This window comes from Pseudomonadota bacterium (assembly GCA_039193195.1).
In the GTDB taxonomy this organism is placed as follows: Bacteria; Pseudomonadota; Gammaproteobacteria; order Steroidobacterales; family JBCBZW01; genus JBCBZW01.
Map to the genome: position 1 here is coordinate 1 of JBCCWS010000055.1, position 26,045 is coordinate 26,045.

General features: G+C 65.4%; 16 protein-coding genes and 1 pseudogene. 4 read left to right on the top strand and 13 right to left on the bottom strand.

Features of this window, described 5'->3' with window-relative positions; translation table 11 throughout:
- Nucleotides 1-167: 167 nt before the first annotated feature.
- Entirely contained in the window at nucleotides 168-1,553 is a 1,386-nt protein-coding gene (locus AAGA68_24355; GenBank protein ID MEM9388206.1) for a HAMP domain-containing sensor histidine kinase, read from the bottom strand.
- On the bottom strand, nucleotides 1,550-2,248 hold the full coding sequence (locus AAGA68_24360) for a response regulator (GenBank protein MEM9388207.1): 699 nt from the start codon (nucleotides 2,246-2,248) through the stop codon (nucleotides 1,550-1,552). Before AAGA68_24360 ends, AAGA68_24355 begins: the two co-directional genes overlap by 4 nt.
- A 176-nt stretch (nucleotides 2,249-2,424) precedes the next feature.
- On the opposite strand from AAGA68_24360, the gene AAGA68_24365 reads away from it, so the two are divergent.
- Both AAGA68_24365 and AAGA68_24370 read left to right on the top strand, forming a co-directional pair.
- Nucleotides 2,425-4,329 carry a S8 family serine peptidase gene (locus tag AAGA68_24365; protein MEM9388208.1) on the top strand — a complete coding sequence of 635 codons (1,905 nt, stop codon included), beginning with the start codon at nucleotides 2,425-2,427 and terminating at the stop codon, nucleotides 4,327-4,329.
- A 316-nt stretch (nucleotides 4,330-4,645) separates the two neighbouring features.
- On the top strand, nucleotides 4,646-4,936 hold the full coding sequence (locus tag AAGA68_24370; GenBank protein ID MEM9388209.1) for an integrin alpha: 291 nt from the start codon (nucleotides 4,646-4,648) through the stop codon (nucleotides 4,934-4,936).
- Nucleotides 4,937-5,130: 194 nt separating this feature from the next.
- Here the strand turns inward: AAGA68_24370 and AAGA68_24375 are convergent, their stop codons facing one another.
- Nucleotides 5,131-7,755 carry a serine/threonine-protein kinase gene (locus AAGA68_24375; protein ID MEM9388210.1) on the bottom strand — a complete coding sequence of 875 codons (2,625 nt, stop codon included), beginning with the start codon at nucleotides 7,753-7,755 and terminating at the stop codon, nucleotides 5,131-5,133.
- Nucleotides 7,752-8,291: an ECF-type sigma factor gene (locus AAGA68_24380; GenBank protein MEM9388211.1), complete on the bottom strand. Its 540-nt coding sequence runs from the start codon at nucleotides 8,289-8,291 to the stop codon at nucleotides 7,752-7,754. Before AAGA68_24380 ends, AAGA68_24375 begins: the two co-directional genes overlap by 4 nt.
- A 199-nt stretch (nucleotides 8,292-8,490) precedes the next feature.
- On the opposite strand from AAGA68_24380, the gene AAGA68_24385 reads away from it, so the two are divergent.
- Nucleotides 8,491-10,119 (top strand): choice-of-anchor D domain-containing protein, encoded by a 1,629-nt coding sequence (locus tag AAGA68_24385; GenBank protein ID MEM9388212.1) that lies wholly within the window; start codon nucleotides 8,491-8,493, stop codon nucleotides 10,117-10,119.
- A 48-nt stretch (nucleotides 10,120-10,167) separates the two neighbouring features.
- On the opposite strand, the gene AAGA68_24390 is transcribed toward AAGA68_24385, so the two are convergent.
- The 4 genes and pseudogenes from AAGA68_24390 to AAGA68_24405 form a co-directional block, all read right to left on the bottom strand.
- A complete protein-coding gene (locus AAGA68_24390; protein MEM9388213.1) occupies nucleotides 10,168-10,608 on the bottom strand; it encodes a tetratricopeptide repeat protein in 441 nt (146 codons plus the stop codon).
- A gap of 52 nt (nucleotides 10,609-10,660) precedes the next feature.
- Nucleotides 10,661-11,023 (bottom strand): hypothetical protein, encoded by a 363-nt coding sequence (locus AAGA68_24395; protein MEM9388214.1) that lies wholly within the window; start codon nucleotides 11,021-11,023, stop codon nucleotides 10,661-10,663.
- 399 nt (nucleotides 11,024-11,422) lie between these two features.
- The gene (locus AAGA68_24400; protein MEM9388215.1) at nucleotides 11,423-12,214 is read right to left on the bottom strand and encodes a formylglycine-generating enzyme family protein; all 792 of its coding nucleotides are present in this window, start codon (nucleotides 12,212-12,214) and stop codon (nucleotides 11,423-11,425) included.
- Nucleotides 12,215-12,436: 222 nt separating this feature from the next.
- A pseudogene (locus tag AAGA68_24405) lies at nucleotides 12,437-12,562 on the bottom strand (SUMF1/EgtB/PvdO family nonheme iron enzyme).
- Nucleotides 12,563-12,850: 288 nt separating this feature from the next.
- Here AAGA68_24405 and AAGA68_24410 point away from each other — a divergent pair.
- Entirely contained in the window at nucleotides 12,851-13,576 is a 726-nt protein-coding gene (locus AAGA68_24410; GenBank protein ID MEM9388216.1) for a hypothetical protein, read from the top strand.
- Between the two features lie 10 nt (nucleotides 13,577-13,586).
- Here AAGA68_24410 and AAGA68_24415 read toward each other — a convergent pair whose 3' ends face one another.
- The 5 genes from AAGA68_24415 to AAGA68_24435 form a co-directional block, all read right to left on the bottom strand.
- Complete coding sequence (locus AAGA68_24415) at nucleotides 13,587-14,165, bottom strand: HRDC domain-containing protein (GenBank protein ID MEM9388217.1); 579 nt, start codon at nucleotides 14,163-14,165, stop codon at nucleotides 13,587-13,589.
- 190 nt (nucleotides 14,166-14,355) lie between these two features.
- Entirely contained in the window at nucleotides 14,356-17,523 is a 3,168-nt protein-coding gene (locus tag AAGA68_24420; protein MEM9388218.1) for a formylglycine-generating enzyme family protein, read from the bottom strand.
- A gap of 529 nt (nucleotides 17,524-18,052) precedes the next feature.
- Nucleotides 18,053-19,036, bottom strand: coding sequence for a MoxR family ATPase (locus AAGA68_24425; GenBank protein ID MEM9388219.1), 984 nt, complete (start codon nucleotides 19,034-19,036; stop codon nucleotides 18,053-18,055).
- A complete protein-coding gene (locus AAGA68_24430) occupies nucleotides 19,033-21,102 on the bottom strand; it encodes a toll/interleukin-1 receptor domain-containing protein (protein ID MEM9388220.1) in 2,070 nt (689 codons plus the stop codon). The genes AAGA68_24425 and AAGA68_24430 overlap by 4 nt, the downstream gene beginning before the upstream one ends.
- A gap of 664 nt (nucleotides 21,103-21,766) precedes the next feature.
- Nucleotides 21,767-26,017: a PQQ-binding-like beta-propeller repeat protein gene (locus tag AAGA68_24435; protein MEM9388221.1), complete on the bottom strand. Its 4,251-nt coding sequence runs from the start codon at nucleotides 26,015-26,017 to the stop codon at nucleotides 21,767-21,769.
- Nucleotides 26,018-26,045: the final 28 nt, after the last annotated feature.

The following is a 26,045-nucleotide window of genomic DNA, read 5'->3' on the forward strand; positions in this document are numbered from 1 at the left end:
CTGCATGAGCGACCCCAACACTCGGAAAACGCCGGCCTCAACCCTGAGAACGCCTCACAGGCACTCGCTCAGCTGCGGTCAACGCCCTACGATCTCATCTCAGGGGCTCAACGCCACACCTCATGAATAAAGCAGGCTAGACCGCTCGAGCGGCGGTGCTGGCGCCCTCAGCGCGCCAGCACCATCACAGCCTCCAGACCGCCGCCGTCGCGATTGCGCAGCACCACACTCCCGCCGTGGGCGCGCGCCGTATCACGCGCCACGCTGAGCCCCAAGCCCGCGCCGCCGGTCGCTCGCGAGCGCGACGCCTCCCCGCGCTGAAAGGGCTCCAGCAAGCGCTCGGCATCATCGGAATCGATGCCGGGCCCGCGGTCTGCCACCGTCAGCGTCACCTCAGTGGGGGTGCACGCGAGGGATACGTCTGCGCCCTCGCCGTAGCTTTGGGCGTTATCGATCAGATTGCAGAGCGCGCGGCGCAAGGACAGGGGCTCCCCCTGGACGGTGCACTCGGCCGGCGCATCGGCGAGCCGGGCCGGCGCGCGCAAGGCGGCTTCATCCACCGCCGCGCGCACGAGCGCCAGCAGATCCACCGACTCCTTCGCCCGCACGCCCGCCGCCCCGCGGGTGTAGGCCAGCACGTCGCCGATCATGCGATCCATGCGGGCGATCTCCTCCGCCATGCGCATTCGATCGGGCTCCGGCGCCGTCTCCGCGCGCACGCGAAGGGTAGTCAATGGTGTTCTTAAGTCGTGGGCCATCGCCGCCACCACGCGCTCGCGATCACTGGCCTGGGCGCGCAGGCGGGCGCGCATGGCGTCCAGGGCCTCGGCCGCAGCGCGCGCTTCCGCAGGACCTTGCAGGGCGGTCGGGCGATCATCCGACAGATCGATGTTCGCGGCCGCTTGGGCCAACGCCCGCATGGGTTGGCTCAGGCGCCTCGCCACCCACCAGGCGACCGGCACGAGGGCCAGCAACACCAGGGCGAAGGCGGCGATCATGCGCACGCGCCACCCCACGAACAGCGGCCGCACGGGATCGACGATCGCCCACGCCCCATCCTCGCCCAGCGCCGCCGCCCGGTAGGCCGGTAGCTTGACCGCCGGCGACACTAAGGCAGCGAGGACACCTTCGGTCAGCGCCGCCTGGTCGGGCGAGAGGAGCATCGGATCGTTGGCGTAGGTCTGAGCCTCGCCGTCGGCGATCACCTGGAGCTTGATCTCGAAGTCGTCGCGGTGCCGCTCGAGCCAGACGACGCGACAGCGCTCGGCCGGCACACCGAGGAGCTCGGCGAGGGCCAGCTCCATCAGCGGTGATCGTTGGCCGCTGGGCGGCCCTGACGCCGTCCGCCGGCGTAGATCCACGGGGGTTGTGAGCGCACCGTCGCGGAGCAAGTCCGCCACGGTGGTCAGGCTCGCGTGGGCGGCCGTCGGCGTGGGCGTCGTCAACACGATGACGAAGCCAACGATCTGCACCACCAACGCCGTGGCCAGTATCACGCTGAGAACGGCGACGAACGCCGATCTTCCGCGAGGTGTGACGGCTGGCGCGCTCACCTGCCTTCTACCTTCGCGGTGAACCGGTAGCCCTCGCCGCGCACGGTCTCGATCAGACGCGTGCCATCGGGTTTCAGCTTCGCCCGCAAGCGGGAGACGGCGAGATCGATGGCGCGATCGAAACCTTCGGCGTCCCGGCCTCGGGCCAGATCGAGCAGTTGGTCGCGGGTGAGCAAACGTTGTGGCCGCTCGAGGAACGCCATCAACACCGCAAGCTCACCGGCGGTGAGGGTCGTGCGCTCGCCTGACGGGCTGAGCAAGTGGCGCGCATCACGGTCCACGGTCCACCCGGCGAAGGTGAAGGACCCACCCTCGGGCGGGCTGTCGGCACTTTCGCGCTCCGTTAGGCGCAACAGGGCGCGAACGCGGGCGAGCAGCTCGCGCGGTTCGAAGGGCTTCGCCAGATAGTCCGAGGCGCCGATTTCCAGGCCCACGATGCGATCGGTGGTCTCGCCCAGGGCCGAGAGCATCAGGATCGGCGGGCCCTCCGGTCCCAGCCGTCGACACACGGAGAGACCGTCCTCCCCCGGCATCATCAGGTCGAGGATGATCAGGTCGGCCGGCGCCTCGGCGAGCAGGGCGTCGAGGCCCGACGCGTCCTCGGCGGCGCGCACGGTCAAACCGTGGCGCGTCAGGTACTCCCCGACCGCATCGCGGATCCCGCGATCGTCGTCAACGATCACTACTTGCTTCATAGGGTTGGCGTTGTACCGCGCGAAGGTATCTCGATTGTGTCCGACCCTGTGGCTGCGGATACACCCGGGACATCACCGAGACAGGGTCGGCCTCGACACTGCGAGTGAAATCCGGCGGCCGCACCAGCGACTGCCGGATCAGCTTGCTAATGCCACCCACTCGAGAGGACCGAACTATGTCAGACCCGATCGTCACCATGCACCCGCTCCAGCGAGCGCTCGCCATCGCCGCCCTGTGCGCCCTGCCCCTCGCCTCGATCGCGGCTGACGCGCGCACGAAGGTGACCAGCGCCGCGGACCTGCCGCGCACGGAGTTTGCCCTCGACGCCGCCCCCAGCCTGCTGGCCCTCGATCGCGGCGTCGCCTTCGACACCCTCCGCGACGCACTGGAGCAAGACGTGCAGCGCGTGCTCGACCAGCACGACATCGCCGACGCCGGCACCCGTCGCAACCTCCTGGGTCACCTGCGACGAATCGCCATCCTGGAGGGTCGCTTCGACGATGCCCTGGCACTCATCGGGCAGATTCGCGCCCTAGAAGATAAGGACGCGGCCCGCGAGACCGCGGGCTTCATCCCAAGCGCCTACATCGAAGCCGCCAAGGCAGCCGGCACGACGGATGCCAGCGAACAGCACCTACAGGATGCCTTCGCCAAGGCCCTGAATGCACGCCTCAACGCCATGGACCTCAGCCTCGCCCAGGACACGCTGCGCCAGGTGAAGAGCTCCTTCGACGTGCTCACCCCCGCCCTCCTGCGCGGCTCCCTCGAGGGCTCCTACGACCTGCGCGCCGCGCAAGCGGACATGACCGTCGACCGCGACTTCGCCGCCCAGATCCTCGCCGTGAGCGAAACCGCCCTTTACCTGCCCTTGGGCACGGTGATCGCCGAGGCGATCGGCGAACGCCTCGCCGCCGCTCAAGTTAGCAAGGTCGATCGGTGGAGCGAGCGCCAGGTCGCCCTCGCGTCATCCCCCTCGCTCACGCCCGTGACCGTGGGCATCTGGGACAGCGGCACGGACATGTCCCTGTTCCAGAACCGTTGGGTGAACCCCAACGAGACGCGCAACGGCCGCGACGACGACGGCAACGGTTTCATCGACGACATCCACGGCGTGGCCTACGACACGGACTATCTACCGTCCACGGGCGCCCTGCGCCCCATGCCCGAGGGCGATCTGCAGTCCATGGACAGCCTGATCGGCTTCGTGAAGGGCCGCTTCGACATCCTCGCTGGCATCGACAGCGAGGACGCCAGCGCCTATCGCCAGGCCATGACGTCGCTAACCGCCGAGCAAGTCGCTCCCTTCCAGCTGCAGATGGGCCGCATCGGCCTCTACCTCCACGGCACCGCCACCGCGTACACGGCGCAAATGGACAACCCCGCCGCCGTTCTCACCTACTCGCGCTTCGACGCCAAGGTGCAGGCCACCCCAGCGCCCTTCGATGAGGCCTTCGCGGCGAACGTCGTCGAGCACCTGAAGTCGACGGTCGCGCACTTCCAACGCGCGGGCGTCAAGGTGGCCAACCTGAGCTGGCGCATCTCTACGCCGATGATCGAGCGCACGTTGGAGGCGGCCGAGCCGGACGAGGAGACGCGTCGCGACCGCGCCAGCGCCATCTTCGCCACCATGAACGCGGCGGCCATCGAAGCCTTCCAGTCGGCGCCGGAGATCCTCTTCGTGGCGGGCGCCGGCAACGAAGATGAGAACGTCAACTTCGTGAAGAGTTTTCCGGCGGGCATCGACCTGCCGAACGTGATGACCGTGGGCGCCGTCGACGTGGCGCTGGAGCCGGCCCACTTCACCAGCTACGGCGAGTCGATCGATGTCTACGCCAACGGCAAGAACGTGCCGACGGTGGCGCCGGGCGGTTCGGAATTGCTGCTCTCTGGCACGTCGCTGGCGGCGCCGCAGGTGACTAACCTCGCCGCTAAGCTGTGGGCGATGGCGCCTGAGGCTGGCGTCGCTCAGATTCGCCGCCTGATCGAGGGCACGGCGAGCGAGGAGAAGGATGGCTTGAAGGTGATCGACCCGCAGGGAGCCGTTGAGGCCCTGCAGGCGCGGTTCAGTCAGGCGCGCTAGGGCTCGGAGCCGACCGGGTTCGGATGTGCCGGCGCGGGCGCATCCGAACCACCCGATGAGCGATGACTCGCTCAGTCCGTGGGTACGCGGCGGGACCCCGAGTACGCCAGCGCGCCGCCCCCCTCCCGGTCTGCCTCGTACCGACGATCGTCAATTCGCAGCGTACGGGCTAGGCCTCAAGGCGCGCATCCAGCAGCCCTTCGCCGGTTTACCAAGCGGCCCACTAGCAATCACTCCCCAACCCTCAACCTACGGCGCAGCGACACTGGCATCGCCGGCACCACGCCGACCTCAACTCCCCGCAGTAGCAGCGAGCTTGCTGTTAATCAGCGCCGCCGCGTTCGCAGGCGAGTTTCCAGCCGTGTTCGAGCTGGCCAGGTTGCCAACGGGTGATGGCAGCGAAGGGGTGAATCTCGCAACCCGCGCGCCTGGTGCCGCCAAGGTCGTGTCCGGCATCGGCGACATCAACGGCGATGGCATCGACGACATACTCATCGGCGCCGAGCGCGCTGACCCTGGCGGACGCCTAGTGTCCTTAGGTCGCCAACTCGCCCCCATGTCTAAGGCCTACCAGTGCCGAGACTCGACGAAGAACTCCAAAGAGTAAGCTCGGCCCAAGAGGGTTGGCGCTCTCGCGGCCAGCACCGCCGCGGCTGGTGGATAGCCGTGGCGGCGATCTACCTCGTCATCGCAGTATTCGGCCCCCCTTGGCTGTTCACCGAAGGCGTGATTCCCCAGCTGCTGATTGACCCGCCGGCAGGTTGATCAGCCTCATAGGATCGGACTCGCTTCGCGAACGTGCTATGGGTCGTCGATGGCGCAACCCAATTGCCGATCCCTGCTCTCGGATCGCGCTCGCCCCAGATCGGCCTGCGCTCGCTGAACTCGCCAACCCGGTGTCCCAGAGATCATCTCCAGTATTGCGACCGCTTGCTGCAGTGTACCCACGGCCTCCCCAGCGCGCCCCTGGCGCAGCCACACCCCCGCGAGCACCGAGTCTGCAATCGCCACCCACCGGTGCCCCTCAGGCAACTGCGCACGCGCACAGGTAGATCCAGCCTGGGCGTGGGCCTCCGCCCCTGCCAGGTCGCCCTCGTCCATGAGCGCCATCGCCAAACTCGCCCGCACAATGCAGTAGTGCACCACCTGCTGAAGCTTCGTCTGCTCCAGGATCTCAAGCGCCTCCGCCAGGTGCCCTCGCGCTGCACCTGCCTGCTGCTGACGTAGCTCGAGAGACCCCAGGTTCAACAGGACGAAAGCGACATCCGGGTGCGCCGCACCGAGCAACCCGCGTAACCTTCCGACAGCATCACGCAAGGCGCCGCCGGCGGCGTCGAGTTCATCCTGGGCAGCGAGCGCCGCTCCAAGGTTCGACAACACCGCCCCCACATGATGGTGATTGCGCTCGCCATAGATCACCTCGTGCATGGCGAGCGCATCGCGAAGGTAGGCTTCGGCGGTGGCGTGGTCACCGAGGTTGTTGGCGGTGGCGCCAAGATTGGAGAGCAACAGCATCGTGTCGCGGTGAATGTCCTGACCGAGCGCACGGCGCAGCACCAACGCATCCTCGAATGCGGCGCGCGCCTCCTCGTAGTGACCTAGCCGACGATGGGCAGAGCCTACCGCCGTGAGCGTCTCCGCAAGAGAATCATGCGCCGGCGGCAGGTGGCGACGCTTCAGCACCAGCGCCTGCTCGAGCACCTCCAGAGCCGGCTCGAGGCTGCCAAGTTGTAGGTGCGTCACGCCAAGGTTGTGCAGATTGATGGCGTACGCCGCACTCTCGCGACCGAACAGGTGCTCGTTGAGGGCCAACGCTTCGCGATGGCTGGCGAGAGCGTCCTCGTAGCGGCCGCTCCCGAACTCCGCGAGGCCGAGCAGGCGAACGCTCTCGGCGTAGGCGGCATCGTCTGGCTCGAGTTCGCGACGCACGCTCACGGCCTCGGTGGCGATCTCACGGGCCCGCCCGTAGAGCGCCAAACTGCGGTACACCTGCCCAATCGCATCGAGCAGCGTGGCCTGCGTGCTCGGCTGGTCGGCGAGCCGCTGCAGGACCCGAGTCGCACCGGTCTCGAACACCTCGGCGGCGGTGATCGAGGCCCCGCGCGTGGCGGAAGGGTCCGCCTCCTCGAAGATGTCTATGAGCAGCTCCGTCACCGCCTGGGCCCTTGCCGAGTCCGCTGCCGCACTCGCCTCGGCGAGCTGTGCAGCGCGCGTCGCCCGCAGCGCGTTGCGATGCTCCTGCAGCAGTGACACGGTCGCCACCACAGCGGTTAGTACGAATGCACCCGCCACGAGAAAGGCACGACGATGGCTCGCAACGGTCCTACTCAGGCCGTAGGCGAGCGAAGGGGGACGTGCACTCACGGCACGCCGCGCCAAGTGGCGGTTGATGTCCTGCGCGAGCGCCGCGACCGTGGCGTAGCGCAGGTCCGGGTCATGGGCCGTAGCGCGGAGCACGATGCAATCGAGATCCCCGGTCACCTGGCGGATCAGCCGCGCCCGGTTCTCCAACCCGCGTTCGCTGGCACGCGCGGCCAACTCCTGGGGCGCTAGCTGACGCAAACGATCACTCGCCTGCCCCACCGCACCTTCCCGCGGAAGGGGACCGGTTAGCAGCTCCAGCAACAGTATGCCCAGCGAATACACGTCGCTGGCCACGGTCAGCGCGTACGCGCCGGCGGCTTGCTCAGGACTCCAATAGGGCGGCGTGCCGCTCACCCAGGGATCGCTGACGCTCGACGAGGTGCTGCCTACGCTGCGGGAAATGCCAAAGTCGATGAGCTTCGGGCAGGGTTGACCATCACTGCGCGAGACCAGCACGTTGCTCGGCTTGATATCACGATGGAGCACCCCACGCCGATGGGCGTGGGTCACCCCAGCACACACATCCAAGAACAACCGCAAGCGCGCGGGGATCGCCAAGCGCTCGCCATCGCAGAAGACATCGATCGACGGCCCCTCCACATACTCCATGGCGATGTAGGGCACCGCGCTGTCCTCAACGCTCGCCTCGTGGATGACCGCAACGTTGCGATGGGCAGTCGTGGCCTGGAGCACCGGCTCGGGCTGGAGCAAGTGGCGCGTCGTCTCCGCGCCCAGGGGCGCGAGCAGCTTGACCGCCACCAGACGTTCCGTCTCGTGCTGCATGGCGAGGTACACCCGCGCTTGCCCGCCCTTACCCAGGGGACGCAGGAGATCGTAGCGCTCGAGGGTCGGCAGGGTGTCGTGCTGCGCACACTCGAACGGACCTAACGACGGAAAGCGAACAGCGGCATCGTGCCGCGCAGCGAGCAAGCGCGACAACTCCTCGCGCAGCGCCGGCGTATCGCAATGCGCATCCAGAAACGGGCCCAGCGCATCGTCGTCGAGGCTAGCCGCTCGTACGAACAGATCACATAGGTGATCCGTTCGCGTATCGTCGCTCATAGCACCGAGGCAGAAAGCCTGTCGGCCACCCAAGCACGACCCGCCTCCCAGCGGGTATTCACCGTGCGCTGACTGATGCCGAGCGCCTCCGCGCACTCGCGCACATTCAAGCCGCCGAGCGCGCGCAGCTCGAACACGGCCGCAAGCTTGGGGCGCACCTCATCGAGCTGCTGCAGCACCTCGCACAGCTCCAGGAGGCTTAGCGGTGGTGAGCGTTCGCAGCCGTGGGCCTCATCGAGGGTTACGCGCAGACCGTAGTCACGGCGTTGACTGGCCGTTCGACGCGCATAATCGATCAGCGTGTGGCGCATGGCGCGCACGGCCGTGCGCACGTAGTGGAGAGGCGAGGCGTAGCGACGCGCCTCGTCTTGCGCCAGCTTGATGAAGGCCTCGTGCACCAGGGCGGTGGCGCGCAGCGTGTGCCCCTCGCGCTCGGCTCGCATCAGGCGGCTGGCGATGCGCCGCAGCTCTTCGTAGCTCATCGCCGCCAGCGCTGCGGCGGCCGCCTCTTCAGGGCCCTTCGAACCGTCGGCCATCCTTACCTCCGGGCTATCAGCACCTGCATGAGCCCCATCATTCACCTCGCCTGACGTCGCAATCAAGTCCCGGGGGACTGATGCGTCGCACCAGTGCTAACAAGCAAATTGCTTGCGCGATTCATCGGCGTTCTACGCAGAGAAGGAGTAGGGGAGGAGCGCCTCACCACCTTAGAGCGAGTTTAAGGAGAAGGATGTGATGGACAATCAACGACTTCGGCGCAGCACGCGCGCCCTGGCCGCTGCCGCGGCTTGGGTCATGATGCAGAGCGGAGGTGCGGCCTTGGCGGACGAGCTCACCCCCTGCGACCCCGACGCCCCCACCACCGCGCTCGTCGTCGGCGACATCTTCAGCTGTGAAATCGAAGCAGCCGGCGACACGGACGTCTTCACCCTGGAGGCGAGCACCCTGGAGCGCTACCGCCTCACCCTCGTCGACCGTGACAACGCCGCCGCTGACCCCGTGGCCGAGCTCTTCGACTGCGTGGGCACCTCCTTCGACGTCATCAGCACGCCCAACCAGGCGGGCGCCTCCCTAGAGTTCGACGGCCCGTGTGACGGCACGGTCAGCGTGCTGGTCTCCGACGCGGGCAACAACGAGGTCGGCAGCTACCACATCGCCCTGCAGCGCCTCTCGCCCCTGCCACCGGAGACCGTGGAGGTGTGCGTCGACTGCGAGGTAGAAGCGAGCCTCTCGCCCGCCGGCGACAGCGACGTGTTCTCCTTCGAGGGGACGGCGGGCATCACGGTGATCTTCAGCGCGTCGGATCGCGACAACGCCGCCCAGGACACCTTCGTGGACGTACGCCTCCCGAACGGCGATCCCCTGCTCGGCCTGGTGACCCCGAACTTCAGCGGCACCCGCGCCACCGCCACCCTCGACAGCACCGGCACCTACACGCTGATCGCCTCCGACATCGGCGACTCGGAGACCGGCAACTACACGGTCGCCGCCCAGCAACTGTTCCCGCTGCCGCCGACGGCCGTGTCCATCGGCTACGACGAGACCATCGTCGATACGATCTCACCCATCGCCGACAGCGACATCATCGCCTTCACCGGCGTGAGCGGCGACACGATTCGCATCACCGCGACCGATCTCGACAACGCCGCCCTCGACCCCTTCCTGGAGGTCTATGGCCCCGATGGCGTGCTCATCACCACGCTCATTCCGCCCAACAACTCAGGCACCTTCGAGCAGCTTTCGCTGACCCAGACCGGCACCTACACGATGGCCATGTTCGACTCCGGCATCAACGAGACCGGCTCCTACTCCGTGAACCTCCAGTGCATCTTCGGCTCCTGCTTCGGCGCGCCGGACATCGACGTGGTGCCCGACCGGGTGAACTTCGGCACGGTGGACGTGGGCGACATGTCGGCATCGCGCACGATTCAGGTCTCCAACGTGGGCGATGCGGATCTCGTGATCACCAACACGCTGCAGTCCACGAACCCCGCCTTTACGCTCAGCAACGACACGTGTTCGCTGGCCGTGCTCGCGCCCGGTGGTCAGTGCAGCTTCGATGCCGTGTTCGCGCCGTCGCTCAACGGCCGCGCCATCGGCGTGGTCTCGGTGGCGTCGAACGATGAAGACGAACCGGATGTCCGCGTGCTGCTGATCGGCACGGGCGCCAACGCACCGCCGGTCGATCCCGTCGGCGGCGAAGTGTTCGGGGCCACCGTGGCCACGGTGAGCTGCACCAACCAGGCGACGGGCCAGACCGTGCTCATCAACGACGGCCTCGCCACCTTCGACTGCGTCGCCGCCGGGCTGCAGGCGGACCCTGCCGACCCGATTCGGATCATCATCCTGGGTAACGTGGACTAAGCCTGGCGATAGGCTCCGGGCGCACGACGGTGGCGCCCGGGACCTCGCCTAGGACGTGCCGGCCTTGCGGTCCAGCACCGCCAGCTTCGCTTCGTAGAGCGATCGCGTGCTGCGGCGGGGCGCGTTCTCCAAAGCCAATCCAAGCGCCTGCTCCGCGCGCTGGCGCTTGCCCCTGTGCAGGTACGCAATGGCTAGCTGGGCGTGCGCTTCGTGCAGGCAGGGGGCGATGCCCAACGCTTGCGCGAAGTAGCGCGCGGTTTCCCGGTGCTCGCCCGCGGCCATCGCCTCGCGCCCCGCCGCCACCCAGGACTCGTAGGGCAGGTTGCCGATGAGGCGAACGCGCTCGCCGTCCTCGGGGCAGTAGTCGAAGCGGATGCGCAGCCGGCGTGCGCCCGAGGTGCCGTCGGTGACCTTTTGCCAGCGTGGGTCGTGGAGGATGCTACGTAAGTGCACGCCGCGGGAGACGATGTCGCCGCGCTGTTCGAACACGGGCCTGCCGTCCACTAGCTGGTAGTATCGACATCGATCTCCACCAGGTCAGCTAACGCGGTGGTGAGGATAGCCAGGGAGAGGCAGTTGCCGGACGCCGACCCAGCGCCTGCGAGGCGGTGCGGGTGTCGTTGTGGAAGTCGAAGGCGCCGGTGACATGCAGCAGGTAGTCGTGCACGCGCTCGTGGGGCGGTGTGGCCTGGCGAAGGGGTTGGTGGAAGTACTCGAGGAACACGTGCTGTTGCTCCTCGCTCAAGGCGAAGACGGCGACCTCGTCCACGAGGTCAGGCCTGGGGCCGAAGCGCTCCGCGTCGACGGGGAGGGTCGATTGGAATTGCGCGTGTCGTGCGCTGGGCAGGCCTGCGCAGGCCGAGAGCTCCCAGGCGACCAGCAGCGCGAGCGCGCCACTTGGCATGCGGGTGATCACGTCACGCCCCGTCTCGCCAACCACCTTTCGAGAGACCCGCGGACGGCGCTCGGGATTCCCTTGGTCTCCTCGCCACCCACCACTGCGCCGGCGGACCTTGCAGCCCCGTCCGTCACAGCAGCGTTCTCCCCAAACTCATTCAAGTGACTCAGAATCCGACCGATCACGGCGGGTGCCCTAATTTTCGCAATCACCTTCAGCACGGCGGCGGATGAGCCAGATGATCGGCGCGACGTGAACGGCAACGGCTCAATTAGGCGTCTCGATGTGTTCGAGGCCTTCACCGTGCAGGCGGGTTGCTACTCGCTCGACCGCTCCCGTACGCCCGGCTCCGCCGGGGCGACGTCCGCTGCGCAGCCCAGACCGGCCTGAGGACCAGTACCGGGGCTAGGTTTGAACTCGGGCACAACGAAAGCCCAGGGTGCCGTAGCGGAGAGACGGGACGAGCGCATAGCGGCAGGCACAGCGCACGTAGCGCGCTCGAAGCGCCCAGGACCCGCCCCGGATGACGCGGGCGTCGCCGGCGCTCACGTCCGCAGGATTGAGAGCCGGATCCTCGGAATAGCGGCGTAAGCCGTCCGCGCACCACTCCCAGACGTTGCCTAGCATGTCGTAGAGACCCCACCGGCTCGGCGCTAGCGTCGCCACCGGATGGGTTTTACGCTTGCTGTTTTGCGAGTACCAGGCGATGTCCCGAAGATCGCCATAGCGGGGGGTATCACTCCCTGCCCGACACGCGTACTCCCACTGTGCTTCCGTTGGAAGCGACAACACTAGCCCTGAGCGTTGCTCATTGAGGCGGTTGAGAAACGTCTGCGCGTCATGCCAGCTCACGTGCTCCACTGGGTGACTTGTTCCGTCGAACTTCGACGGGTTTTCGTCCATCACGGAAATCCAGTGGGCTTGCGTGACCGGCGTATCGAACAGCCAATAGCCTTGGGTCAGCGTTACCTGGTGCTGGGGTTTCTCGCGATCGTACGCTTCCCGGTCGTCGGCGCCGGCTCCCATTTGAAAGGTGCCTGGAGGTATCCACCGCAGGCGTTGAACGCCATCTTGCCCCTCATGAACAAACCGCAACTCGGCGAAAGGACCGAACGCGTCCTCCCCCACTCCATCCGCCCATTGCGGGCACCCCCCATTCACGAGGGGGTGTTTGGCGGGATCAATCGCAGTGCTCATGGCATCGTATGATAGGGACTGCGCTAGCTGGACACCAACCGTAGAATTGAGGGTAGAGGGTGCCGGCCGGTGAGCGTTCGCGTCACGGTTGACGCTACTAACACACCGGCGGCCGCTTCGCTTTTGCCAACCGAGCGACTGAGTAAACACCGGTGGCCCGGACCGAAGTCTGTTCAAGCCCCCCTCCCTGGGTGGGACTCGGGCGTGAGCTCGGGCACAACGAAAGCCCAGGTTGTCGTTGCGGTTAGACGGGTCGTTCGCATTGCGGTAGGCACAGCGCACGTTGCGCGCTTGATTCGCCCAGGACCCGCCCCGGATGACGCGGGCGTCGCCGGCGCTCGACCTCAGACCGGTGCGGTGACAGTAGCCGCTTCAGGCGTCAAAAGATACAGGGGAACGTAACATTTGCGCGCATCGCCAGCCGCGCGCATCCGCATGCACCGTCGCGCTCACAACGGACTGCATACCACGCTGCAGCTCTCCTCCAACGATCTCACCGGCCGCGTAAGACCGCTCCCACTCGCGTCGGTTGGCTACGTATCGTTTCCGCGTGCGCTTGGACAGGGACAAGCGCGCTGGAGTGATACGGTAACCGCAGAAGGATAACCCTCGCGCTGAAGGACCCAGTCGCGCGGGTTGCTTGACGTTCAGCTTCAGGACTTCTTGAGCAAATGCGATAACTTGCCGAAGTACGCTGCGCGCCTCTCGGCGGCCATCGCACCACCACACAACATCATCCATGTAGCGCACCATACCGCGCACATTAGGATCGTCGGCAAGGAATCGATCAAGGCTCGCGAGATAGGCATTAGCAAAATGCTGGGAGGTGAGGGCACCAATGGGCAGACCGCAACCCGGCGTTGCGTGATGCCCATCGATGATCCGCGCACACAAGTGGCGCACGCCCGGATGCTTCAAGTTGCGAGACAGCAGGCAATTAAGCACCTCGTGGTCGATGCTGGGAAAGTAGCCACGGATGTCAATCTGCGCGTAGTAGGAATATCGGCGCGCGTGGTGCTGCGCGCGCTTTACCGCAGCGAGCGTGCCCTTGCCCTTTCGGCAAGCGAAGGTATCGTCGACCAACCGACGCTCGAGCACCGGACCCACCTTGGCCATCAGCGCATGGTGCAATACGCGCTCTTCGAAGGCCGGGGCGTGAATGAGGCGCCGCTTCGGATCCCTTATCCAGAACGCGCGCATGCGGCCGACTTCCACCGAACCATCGAGAATGGCGTTTCGGAGGGAAATGAGGTTGCCCTCCAGCGTTCGTGCGAAGGCCGCCGTTGCAATGGCGTCTCGGCTCGCTTTCGCCGCGAGCGCATGAGCCCCCAGCAGATTGGGAAACGCCGCCACTTCCTCTAGCGTCACCCCGCTACGCTTCATCAACGTCCGGCGCTTTGACCACTGCCGTGGACGTCGCAGCGCCAGCACTGGCCGGCGTCGAAGGCACATCGTCCGGGTCGTTGCATAGTGCCTGGTGGTGTTCACGAAGGATCGCCAGCATGGGTTCGCCGTAGTTCGCCGTGCGCGCTTTGCCAATGCCGTCGATCGCTGCAAGTGTGGTCTTGGAGTTCACACGGCCCCGCACCATCGCTGCCAACTGCTCGTTGGTCGCGATCACGTAAGTCGGCACGCCCTCGCGCGTTGCCAATTGCGCGCGACAATCACGCAAAAGGGCAAACACGTGGAACTGCACCTTGGTGAGCACCTCGCGATAGTCGATCCGTGGTTTTTTAGGTTTTCCAGACGCATTTGTGGCTGTCGCCGCACCTTGCGACGGAAGGGACACGTGATACTGGACGCAGACGCTCCAGGCACTGCTCACCCCTTGATCGACGAACGCATGCTCTACCGTAAGCGCGTTGTGTCGTTCAATGAACGCGTTCAGCTCATCGGTAGCGTTGACGGGGTCGCTCGACGGTATGTAGAAGAACTTGAATTGGATCGGCATTCTCGCACTCCATCGCTGTTGCCTGGTCGGGATCTTTCTAGCGTCACCTCGATGATCCCACCCTCATCCGACCTGAGCGCGATGGTGAAGAAAGGTGGCGCTTCGCGCCTCATTCAGATGGACGCTTTCGCCGGCTGCGCACGGGCGAAAGGCTCCTTTGCCGGAGCCCGGCAGACCTCCGGTCTGCACGCTAAATCTGAACTCGGGCACAACGAAAGCCCAGGTTGTCGAAGCGGCTAGACGGGTCGACCGCAAGGCGGGAGGCACAGCGCACGTCGCGCGCTCGATCCGCCCAGGACCCGCCCCGGAAGACGCGGGCGTCGCCGGCGCTCGGTCCCTCGGGATCTTGCGCAGGGCCGTCGGAGTAAGCGCCATTCCAATCCCCACACCACTCCCAGACATTGCCGAGCATGTCATGCAGCCCCCACGCATTCGCCTGTTTCAGCCTCACAACACGAGTACCCGCCTGCTTAAACTCGTGCTGCCTGTGCGGCCAGTGGCGCGCGCTCTCGCCACGCTTCAGGTCAAAGTCGACGCCGGAGTTACCCCCGTACCACGCGATTGCATCGAGCGCCGGGGCGTTGTTCTCGCCGAGCACTTCCATTGGACCGGTGTAGATGGCGCCACGGGTGCCCGCACGACACGCGTACTCCCATTGCGCTTCGGTGGGCAACCGCAACGCCAACTCCGTAGCGTCATTCATCCGCTCGAGAAAATCCTGACAGTCCTCCCATGACACGGAATCCACCGGCCGCGTCGGGGATGTAAACCGAGCGGGATTCTTCCCTACCACGACGCTCCATAGGGCTTGAGTAACCGGCGTATCGAACAGCCAGTATCCCTGCGTGATGCCCACCAGATGCTGAAGTTCGTCGTCAAACCTGCCGGGTTCGTCGGCGGGGGACCCCATAAGGAACTGCCCTGGAGGTATCCAGCGCATCCGTTGCGTCACGTGCGGGCGGGCCGCGAGCTCGTGCAGGGGTGCGTCGACAACCAACTGCGCAGCGCCTCTATTCCCCAGCAACGTAAACTCCGCCCAGAGACCGAACCGATCTCGGCCGAAGGCGCTCGCCCACTCCGGGCGACGGATCGAGCGCAGCGTCAAGTCCGCCTCGCTGGAGTGGAGGCGTAGCGCCCCCGCGTTGGCGAGATCGAACTGGTGCTTTCGGCGCAGATCGAGGCGCTCGTAGGCGGTCGCGGTCGCTCCGGCACGTCGCCTGGACCGCTCCGCAGTCCGCTCCGGCCTGCGCGCCTTCACGGGCACCGGTTTGCTGCTGGGCTCCGCCCCGGGTTGAACTCGGGCACAACGAAAGCCCAGGTAGGCGGAGCGGAGAGACGGGTCGTACGCAGCGCGGGAGGCACAGCGCACGTGGCGCGCTCGAAGCGCCCAGGACCCGCCCCGGAGGACGCGGGCGACGCCGGCGCTCGGACCGGTAGGATCGATGGCGGGCGCCTGCGTGTAGGCGTCACCACCGTAGTCAGCGCACCATTCCCAGACGTTGCCGAGCGTGTCGAATAGCCCCCAAGGATTAGCACCCCTCTCGCGCACGACTCTCGAACCCGCTCGCTCAAACGCGTACTGCTTGTTCGGCCACTCTGCAGGGTCCAACCAAGGGTCACTCTCGCTCCGAAGGCCCACCTCCCCGAGTTCAAAGCCCACTCCGCTGTTCCCCCCATACCACGCAACCGAATCCAAGGCTGGCGCGTTGTTCTCCCCCAGTAATTCGATCGGTCCACTCCAAAGTGCCGTCTGAGTGCCCGCGCGGCAGGCGTACTCCCACTGCGCCTCGGTGGGCAAGGTCAGCGCCATATCGGGCACGGCATCGTTTAATCGATCCATGAAGGCCTGACAATCGTCCCAGCTCACCCGCTCCACAGGTCGCTCGGGCGAGGGGAAGCGGGACGGGTTCTCGCCCATCACCAACTGCCAGAGCCCTTGCGTCACCGGCGTGTCGAACAACCAGAAGCCGCGCGTCAGCGCCACGCGATGACGGGGGCCTTCGTCATCAAGACGCCCCGGCTCATCTTCAGGTGACCCCATGGTGAACTCGCCGGGGGACATCCACCGCAGTGTTTGTAAGACGCAATCGTTAGCATCGTCGCCTGGGCGTGCCGTACACAGGGTGTTCTCTAAACGCCTAAACGCGACGGTAACCCATGGGGTTTCGAACTCATCCCAGCCCCATTGCCAAGCCCAGGCGGGCGGGGTCGAGCGCCAAAATCTCGGCACTCGCCCCACCCGCAGACGCTTTCCGCGCAACGCGAGACGCCCGATCGGACTAGCGTGCGGGTGAGCCGTACTATCCAACGGCCGCAGCACTACGGCCGCGTCTTCTTGTAACAAGTCGACCTCAGACACCACATCGGACTCGGTAGGGGCCGTGACCCGCGGGTCCGGCACGTAGGCAGGCTCGTAGTCGGGATCGTGCTGATGTAGCACGCGATCCATGCGCTGCAGGGCGAGGCCCACCTCCGCATCGTCGAGCACGGCCTGCGGCAGTTGGTCCGCCATTTGCGACCACCAATTGCGCACCGCGCCTTGCCATGCACTATCGCGCCCATCCCCCTCCGTCACCGTGGCACTCAACGCGATGAGCGTCGCCCGAGCACGCTTCAGCGTGGCTGCATCGATCAGTGAGCGATTTCCCGGTTCCAACGCGACGAGCTCCGCCGCCAAGACCTCTGGCGACAGCGTCGCGTGCCAGCGTGACGCGATGTCGATAGCGTCTTGGCGTAGGCGCTGCGCCCGCGCGGCGAAGGCGGCTTGCGCCGCCTGAGGGTTGGCCCTCGATAGAGTGGCAGCCTCGCTGTGGGGGCTCGCCACGCGCGGGTGCTGCCAGCACTTCGCTTCCAGAGCCGCATCGGGATGGCACTGCATCCGCAACTCGCGCAGCAGGCCCGGCTCCACGCGCGCAAACGGCGCCAGCAGCGCCATCAGTTCCTCAATACACGCCTGGTCATCGGCGCCGTCGCTCGCCAGTCGCAATTGTTGCCAGGGCACGATAGTGAACTGCTGCGCTAGCATCGCAGGCACCCGGGGCATCAGTCCGGGGAACAGCACGACGGGGCGCGCGTGGTGCTCCTTCCAATACCGTGCCCACCGGCACCAGGCCGCGATGAGAGGCGCAGGATCCGTCGTGCTGAGCAAGCCAAGGTCTGTCAGTGCGAGCACCGTCTCGCCTGCTGCAGGCTGGTGATGGCTGTTCCCAGGTTGAGTAGGGTCCATCATCCGCGCGTAGCGATGCTCCGTGATGACGCGCGAAAGCCCCGTGGGCGGCAAGATGCGCCGAAGGGTCTCCCAAAGCACGTCCTGATCACGCCAATACGGGGTGAGCCGCGTACTGCGATCGAGCACCACGTGCAATCGACTGCTCCAACCGACGCGGCGGCGACGAGGCATGCGGTGGAGTATTCGCCCGTCACACTGCGCTTTCACCACTTGCGGTACGTCCAGTTCACGGCTGTGGCGATACCGACTGAGGGCGGCACGCAAACGTGGATGAAGCGCTTGCCACGTCTCGATGGGAGGCGCCGAAGGGGGTGTTTCCCTAACGGGCGTCAAGCTAAAGGCTTCGGTTGGGGTGGCCACCTCTGGGAGCGGCGCGGCTGACTCGTATCGCTCCAGCAGCCAAAAACGCGTGGGTTCGAGCTCGCTTGTCGGGATCTTTAGGGGGCTTTGCGCCTTTCGCTTGCTCTTGGCCGCCGGTGATGTGGCTCGTGAAAGCGCTAGTTCGTCGGTATCGCCCTCGCCAGATCGATCTCCATCAAGGACCGCTGGACGCGCGTATGTATACCCGAGCAGCGATGCGGCATCCTCGGCGCAAGCGCCTGCCTCCAGTATCCGAAGCAACTCCCCGCGCGATACCGGCTGAGTATTGAGCGCCCGTTTACTCACCTGCCGGCCCGGGCACACCTAGCTCCGTGGATGGAGAGCCTAGGAAGAACCCGGCGATCTTGCCCAGTCGCGCCAAACGGGCCTCTTCCGTCTGATCGAGTTCGCGCAGGGCACGCAGGATGTCGATGTACTGCGCTTGGCCTGGCAGCGGGTAGCGGGCGATGTTCTTCGCCGCGATGCGATCGTCGGTGGTGAGCCGGGCGGCCGCTTCGTACACCGGCTTCGTGAGCTCATCGCCAAAGTGGGCTTCGCCTCGATTCACGAGATACAGCTCGAATTCCGCGCGCTGGCGCGGCAACTCGGGCACCGACATGGTGAGGCTCAAGCACCGGCGCAAAAACGCTGTTGGCAAACTTCGCTCTTCGTTGGTGGTAATGATCACCAACGGCAACTCGCCCTCGATCGTGACCGTCCGGTAGCCGGGCGGTTGGAAGCACCCTGAACCTAAGGCTTCCAACAGCCCGTTCGGAACGTCCGGCTCTCCCTTGTCGATCTCGTCGATGAGCACGACCCACCCTGCCTTCGCTTGCGCGTCGTCAAGCACGTACTCGGCCCCGCCCAGCCGCTTCTTGGCGTCTTCCCAGTCGAAGGCCCACCACAGCGCGCCCGGTCGCAGGAATTTTTCCATCTGCAACTCCGCGTTGACCTCTTTAGGCGCCTTCTTTAAGGCCCCGAGCACTTGAGCGTGGGCCAAGCGAGTGACGGCGTCGTAGTGATAGAGCAGGTCGCGCGACTCCGTGCGCGCGTCCACCACATGGGAGATGAACGCTCTTCCCAACGCCACCGCGGCTGCCCGGGCCAGCTGGCTCTTCCCGATCCCGGGTTCACCGCGCAGCAGTAGGGGGCGGTTGGCGGCGAGGGCGGCGTTGACGGCGGCGATGCTCGGCGCGTCGAACTCGTGCACTGATGCTCGTTGCTTGCCGACGGCGGGGAGTGGGAGGCGCTCGTGGGGATTGTGTTCGATGAACCGTTTCATGATTTGACAACGTATATCTTAGTGAGATTCCTGATCAAGACGGCGTCTTCGGCCTCGCGAGTCACATCCACGGGGAGCGCGAGGAACATGATCATTGGGAATTCCTGCTTGAGGCGCTCGATGAGCGCCAGGGTCTGGCTCAGCCGCTCCTTCTGCACCGGCACCAGCAAATAGTACGTTTCACCAGCAGTAGATAGATTGGCGAGGATCTTCTTGGAGTACGCTAAGCGCTCGGACTCCACGTCGACGCGTCGAGGAATCCGTGCTCGCGACACGATGACCTTCCCGAACAGCTTGACCAGCTCTTCTTCGCTGGGAGGCGGATACTTGTTCTCGAAGTGCTTAGCGAACGCTTCGGCGAACCCCTTCCCTTCCGGATCTATGCCGGAGGTCGGGACGCCAGGTAGGGCGAGGTCTCCCTCGGGCGGGCGACCGTCGTCGAAAAAGCGCAACTCCATCGGGCGACCATCGAAGGCGGCCATGAGCGCCTCAGCCGTGGTCGCTGTACCGACATCGGCATCGGTGAGCGCCTCACCGCCCACCGTATGATTCAGACGCATGGCGTGCGACACGGCTTTGTCGGCGAGCGCCGGGAGGGCGTAGTTGACGATTTTGCGCAGATCATCAAGCGCCTCCGGGCGTTTGCCATCGATGAGGCGTGAGGAGAGCGTCGCGAATAGCTTCGTGAGCTCCGGTTGGCTTCTCACCAGCAGCTCATTCGCCATCGCCTCGTCGGTGCTGACCTGCAGCTCGGTCATCAATAGCGCTTTCAGTGGTTCCGCGGCCGCCCCCAGCACGGTCTCCAAGCCTCCCCGAATCGCAAGTTGGGGCTCCGCCCCATCGATGCCCAGTTGCGCTTGCCACGCGTCCTGACAGAGATAGCCCGCTAGCGGCGCCCAAAGCAGCCCGTCCTCTGACTGACGCGCGTGGACGATCCCCACCAGGTGCGACCCACTCATGATCGGTCCGCCAGCAACGGCCCCTAGGTCGGTGGGCAAGTCGGCAAGCTCCGAGAGGTCTTCGCCGAACGCTCCGATGGCAACGGCTTGATCGCCTTCTTGCTGGGTGAGCACGGCCCAGGGGGCGCCGACGCGGGCAGGTGGCCCACACATGGCAAAACGCTTGACTAGCGTCTTGCAGGACGCCCTAAGTAAGACTAGGCGAGAACCATCATTTGGCACCCAGGCCACAGTGAATGGTTGCTCACGCAAGCCCCCAGCCTCTCCCCATTTCAACTCGCCGGTATCGCCTGCCTTGATCTCAGCGGGGCCGCTGGGCGTCGTCGTGAGGAGCAAGTCCTCCGCGACCGGGACCGCGAGGTGAGGAGGATGAGAGAAGCCCCAAGCCACCTGAGCGAGGCATGGGAAGCCCTCGACGCGTGGAATAGGTGAATCGAACTCATGGGTGGGTCCGCCGTCTGCGCCCTCCTCTGCCGAGTCGAACGCTGCTGCCACCGACACGGCATCGGCGTCAGGTCCTGAGCCCGATGATTCCTCACTCTGGAACGCACCAGTCGCGGCGGTGTATTCGGGCGTCAGCGCAGTGGCGGGTGCCGGACCTACTTCGGGGCCAGACGGCACCTGATCGAGAAGGCGCTGCTTGAGTCGCTCCCATTCGGCCTCGAAGCGATCGTTCTGAGTGAGATCAACATGATCTCGGCTAACGACGTACGTTGGAAAAGCGTCCCGCCATGTGCCTCGGCCAATCGCCGTCACTATTGGCCAGCGCCTATCAGCGCCGTCCGTGAACAACTGAGCGGTAAGCAGGCCCGACTCCCAGCCAGACCCGGTGACCCGCTCCCGCGACTCCATCGCATGCACTTTGTCGCGGTACTGCGGCGAACCGATCATCAGGACGCGGTCCGCGTCGCGCACCCACCGATTCATGAACGATGGGATGTCTTGGTCGCCGAGGTCCCATCGGTCCAGTATGGCGTGGATTCCCTCACGGCGCAGACGTGTGGCCACGCTGGCGACCCAGGCTTTGTAGGGTTCGCTCTCCCAGGCGTAACTGATGAATATTTTGATGTTCCGCGGCACGTCCGTCAGCTCCCCGTCGCCATCCACGACTGCTGTCCATGATACTCGGCGGCAGCCAGGAGCAGCAAAACGCGCGGCACTCCATCGTTAGCCCACCTTTACGAATAGCGTAGTGTGCGATCCACCGCTGAGATCGCGGGCTCGGGCAGCATCCGCAACAGATGCGGGGGGCGCTGGAAATTCGCGCTACAACTGCCCTTCGCCCGGGCTCCAATGCCCTGAATACGGTGCCGGAGCGTGACCTTGTGGCACTCGCGAACGCACTCATTCACCCAAGTCGCTGGTAAACCTCCAAGCAAGCGGGAGGTCAGTCTGTTGATGACGATGAGCTACTGACGGCACTGCGCACGCTGAAGGAGCGGCGAGCTATCACGAGAGGGCCGGTCTACTGCCCGCCTCGCTGAGCTACGCCTGCCCCTCGCCGCGCCCCAGGCCACGTCCCAATGGAACAGACCGTCTGACGGCAGCGCGGTAGCGACAAGCTCAGATGCGTAAACCGTATCGCTCAAACCATGGGTGGTAAGAAAGGCGAGAAAATCGTAGTGTCGAGTGCTCGACGCGATTGGCACGCGTGCGCAGCGTGCGGAGGCGATAAACTGTACGTTGGACGACGTCCTTCGACTGAGGATGTCTGGCTGGGCGCCGCAGCGCTGCCACCTCAGGGCGCTCCCCCGAGGCGGCAGCTGTCTCGCTACCGCGAAGCCTCCCGTTCCAGCAACGGGCCATCTACCGATCGGGAGAACTCGAACACCACGGGCGTCTGCGCGCTGGGCTCCGTGGGGCGTCCGGCGAGCAGCACGTCGCGTGCGCCCTCACTCCCGTCCATCTCTCGTCGCAACTCCGGTACGCGGCGAACGGCGTAGCGCAGCCACTCCCTCGCAACGATACGGCCGTCCGCCGGGCTGTAGTCGGCGGCGCGGTTGTCGATGCCGTCGCGGGCGAGGGCGTAGCTGAGCAGGCCGTGGGAGAGCTCGTTGGACTCCATGGCAATCTCGTTGCTCTGCGCGCCCGCGAGGACGCGCATGCCCTTGTCGTAGGAGAGTTGCCCGAGGCCCCGGCTGCCGAGGGGGCCCGCCTTGAAGTCCTCGCCAATGGCTGCCTGGGAGTGGCACGAATCCACCACCATGGTGATGTCGGCATCGACGTTCGTCAGCCAGGACGCGAGCTCGTCGCTGGAGACGGCCCTGCTGAGTAGTTCGGCGTGCGTCGTCGCCGGGTCCTCGCCCATGTCCGAGGGGAACAGGAAAAAGCGGCCATCGCCCTTGTCGGTGTAGCCGTGTCCCGAGAAGGTGATGAGCACGAGGTCATCCGGTTGCGAGCGACGCAGGCGTTCGCTGCCCGGGACGACTGCCAGGCGACTCGCGGGTTGTTGACCGGCGAGCACTTCCAGCACCGCGCGCATCCTCGCTTTGGTGGCATGTTGCTCCCCGCCCTCAGAGGAAATCAGCGTCACGGGCACGACGGCGGCAAAGTTGCCCGTGCCGTTGAGCGTGCGGGTCAGGGATGCGGACAAGGCACGCGCGTCGTTGCCGGCGTGTCGCAAGCTGTACTGGCGCTGTTCGCTGGCGTCCACGCCGATGGAGATGACGTAAGCGTTGGGTTTGGTGCTCGCGCCAGCAGGCCGCTCTGTGGTGTACTCAAAGCGTGCGGTCTCGCTCTTGATGTTCTGCGAGTTCATCGCGTACGCAGACCAAGTGACCTGTGATGCCACCGGCAGCGCGACGTCGAAGGTGTGTTCTGCCACGCCGCCAGTGAATGTCAAGTCGCCGAGGTCTTCGGGGTAGCGACCGACCAGCCGGTTGTCCCGGAACAGCCGCAGCGATGCTCCGCCAGAGCGCAGGGCGCTGCCGTCGCCGTCTACCTGCGCCTCGCTGACGCCCTCGCGAACGCGCACGGTGACTGCCACGCGGTCATCGCCGCGAGGGCTGACTTTGGTGATTTCCACATCGGGAAGGGCTCGATTCCGCGTGTGCAGCGGCGGTATGTCGCTCAGCTCGTCGGCCTGTACAAGCATCGTGAGGAGCTGAGGCTCGTAGTACTCGCGCATGAACAGCTCGAGGGGATGCGTGCGATCTGGCTCATCGCTGAGCACCCAGTGCACCTCTTCGATGTCTTCTAGCCACTGCGCATCAAAGCGGCCCTCGGGCGTGACGGTCAACCAATCGCTGTCATTGGGCACGACCAAGCTACCCACCTCCAAGTCTCGATCGACGTCGAAGAGGCGGATCCGGTTTTCCGCCCCGCCGAGGGCGAGGAGCGCGCCGTCCGAACTGTAGGAGAGATTGCCGTAGAAGTCCGTGTACTGATTGGAGCGGACGACCTTCCCGCTGGTGACGTCCCAGTGCAGCATACCGCGCCGAGTGGTGATGGTGAGTTGATCCGTACCCGGGCGAAAGACAAAGTCACTGAGACTATCGTCTTCGTTAGCACGCTCCCCGAGCCGCTTGTCGGACTTCATGTTCCAGACGCTGATGGCGTCGTTTTCGGGCAGTGCCATCAGTCGCGAGTCTGCGCTGAACGCAGCGCCCCGCGCCAGGAGACCGAGCTCGCTTGGGGCGACCCTCTTTTCGAAGTACGTCTCCTGGGTCTTGGTATCGATCACCGTCACCTTGGTCTTGCCGGAAAAATTGATGATGCGCATCCCGATCGGCAGGTGCTGGAAGGCGAACAGCTCGCTGTTCGGGCTGAAGCCGAGCACTCGAGCGTTACGCTTGAAGAACAGCTCATCCCCTGTCACGAGGCTCATGATGCGCAGCCAGCGCCCCTCGGCATCGCGCCCGGCGATCGCGAGATAGCGGCTGTCTGGGCTGAAGGTAGAGTTGGCTCGAACCGCGACGGGAAGGTTGAACAGCCACGACGTTGAGTCGAGCACGAAGCGGTGGGCAACCTTACCGGATTCGGTCTCTCGCACGACCACCGCTGTCTCCTCGCCGTCTCGCTCGGTGGCGACGAGGTAGCGTGCATCCGCGCTCACGGGGGACGTGTTGAGCGTCGCCTGCTGCTTCGATACCAAACGCGGGGGTAGCCCCGAGTGTAGCTCCCACAGGCGGGTGCCGCCGGTGATCGTCGCCGTGAGCAGCGTGCGATTGTCGGGCCCGAAGACGGGCACCGATGCCATGGGGATCGGGATGGCCGAGCCGAAGGAGAGATCTCGCTTGGAGACGGCCAGTGAGGATTCGCGCTCGCCCGATGCCGTCAGCCATCGCGCTACCGTGTTGCGATCGACCACCGTGTCCAACGTGCGACCAGTGCTACTGAACTTGACCGGGGCCGTGCCCCAGAAGTCCGATGAAACGAGGCCGCGCCGGGCCACTCCCATCAGGCCGCCCAGGGCGCTGTCGTCTTTGCGCAGGTGACTGCGGTCCGATCTCATCGAGATTTCGAAGCTCTCTTCGGCGCTTTCTCCGGAGAGGTCGAGCACGCGCACGCGGCCATCGGCGCGACCGTAGGCGAGGTAGCGGCTGTCAGGGCTCAGGGTGACCGAACGAATGCTGGTGGTGTAGAACGCCGTCTGCCCTTCGGCTTTCGTTTCCTCAACCTCCTTGTTGAGCACGCAGGCATCGCCCGCCAAGTCTCGTCCCCCACGGGCGACTTCGACCACGCTGATCTCGCCGTAGTCACTCACACGGTCGAGCACGCCAAACTCCTCGTAGGGTTTGTCGCAGGGGCTGTAGATCGGCGGCTCGCCTGCCGGTTCGCCCGTGGCGGTGTCGTAGAGGTAGATCGAACCGTTCTTGCTGCCCACGGCCAGCCTGGTGCCGTCTGGACTAAAGGCGAGACTTGTGACCAATCCTACCTTGGCCGCGAGCACGTATCGCTTCTTTCCCGTTTCCGTGTCGATGATCTTGATGCGGCGTTCGGTGATCTGGGCGGCGACCAGGTCACCGCGCGGGCTGAGTGCGAAGGAGGCGACCCCCTTTTTCTCCTCTCCTTCGCGTTTGAGATTGCCCGTGGCGACGTCCCAGACCGAGACACCGTCGACGCCACCGTGGGCGAGCAGACGACCGTCCGCCGAATAGGCGACGCCAACCGGTCTGCCGTCGAGTCGATAGTTCTCGGCCTCGCTTTCGTCGATTTCGCGTTTCGTCGTCGTGAAGCGTCGCACTAGGTTGCCGGTATCGGCGTCGAACACACGCACGACACCCTGTCGAGAGAGCGCCGCCATCCTGCGGCCCTTCGGGCTGAAGGTGATCCCCGACGTCGAGGGCGCCACGATGGTGTTCAGCTCCATGCGCGTGCGTACGTTCCATAGTTTGATCACCCCGTCGGCGCCGAGGGTTGCTAGGCGAGCGCCGTCAGGAGAGTAGGCGAAGTCATTCACAACAGTGGAATGGCTGGTCTGCACGACCAAGCGTGGCTCATAGCCGGGAAGGAGTCCGTCCTCTCCACGAGTACCGGCCTTCTCGATCGCTCCGCGAACGGCACTCGCCACTGTTCCGGCGACGATCCCCACTGCGTCTTGCGTGGCTTTCTTGGGCGGCGCCACCTTCTTTTTCAGAATGACATCTTCGGGGCTATCGGTCGCCAGCAGTTCGTATTGGATACCGACGCGCAGCTTTTGCTCAGTCTTGAGATCGAGCTTGTCGGTCGGGGTCGCCTTGTTGATCATCTTCTTCATGAACTGGCGCTTTTCCTTCGCCGACACGGTGCCAACGAGGACGAACTGGAACCCCCTTCGTTCAGCGATCGCAATCGCTTGGGAGCGATCCGACACTCCCTCGAGGAGTTGCACGTGGATGTTCTCGTTGCCTTCGAACTGCGCCAGGAGCTTGTCGGCAAAGCTGTAGGCCAACGCGAGCGTTCTAGCTTCGGGCGTCGCGATGGCAAGGGTGATGGGGGCAGTATTGGCAGCTCCAGCGCGCTTGGCGCCGTGTGCGATGGGGGCTAGGAGGAGGCAGAAAGCGGCGAGAACCGCGAGGCCCTGACGACCGATGTCTTCCATGGCGAAATCTCTCCTGCAGGTGGGCACG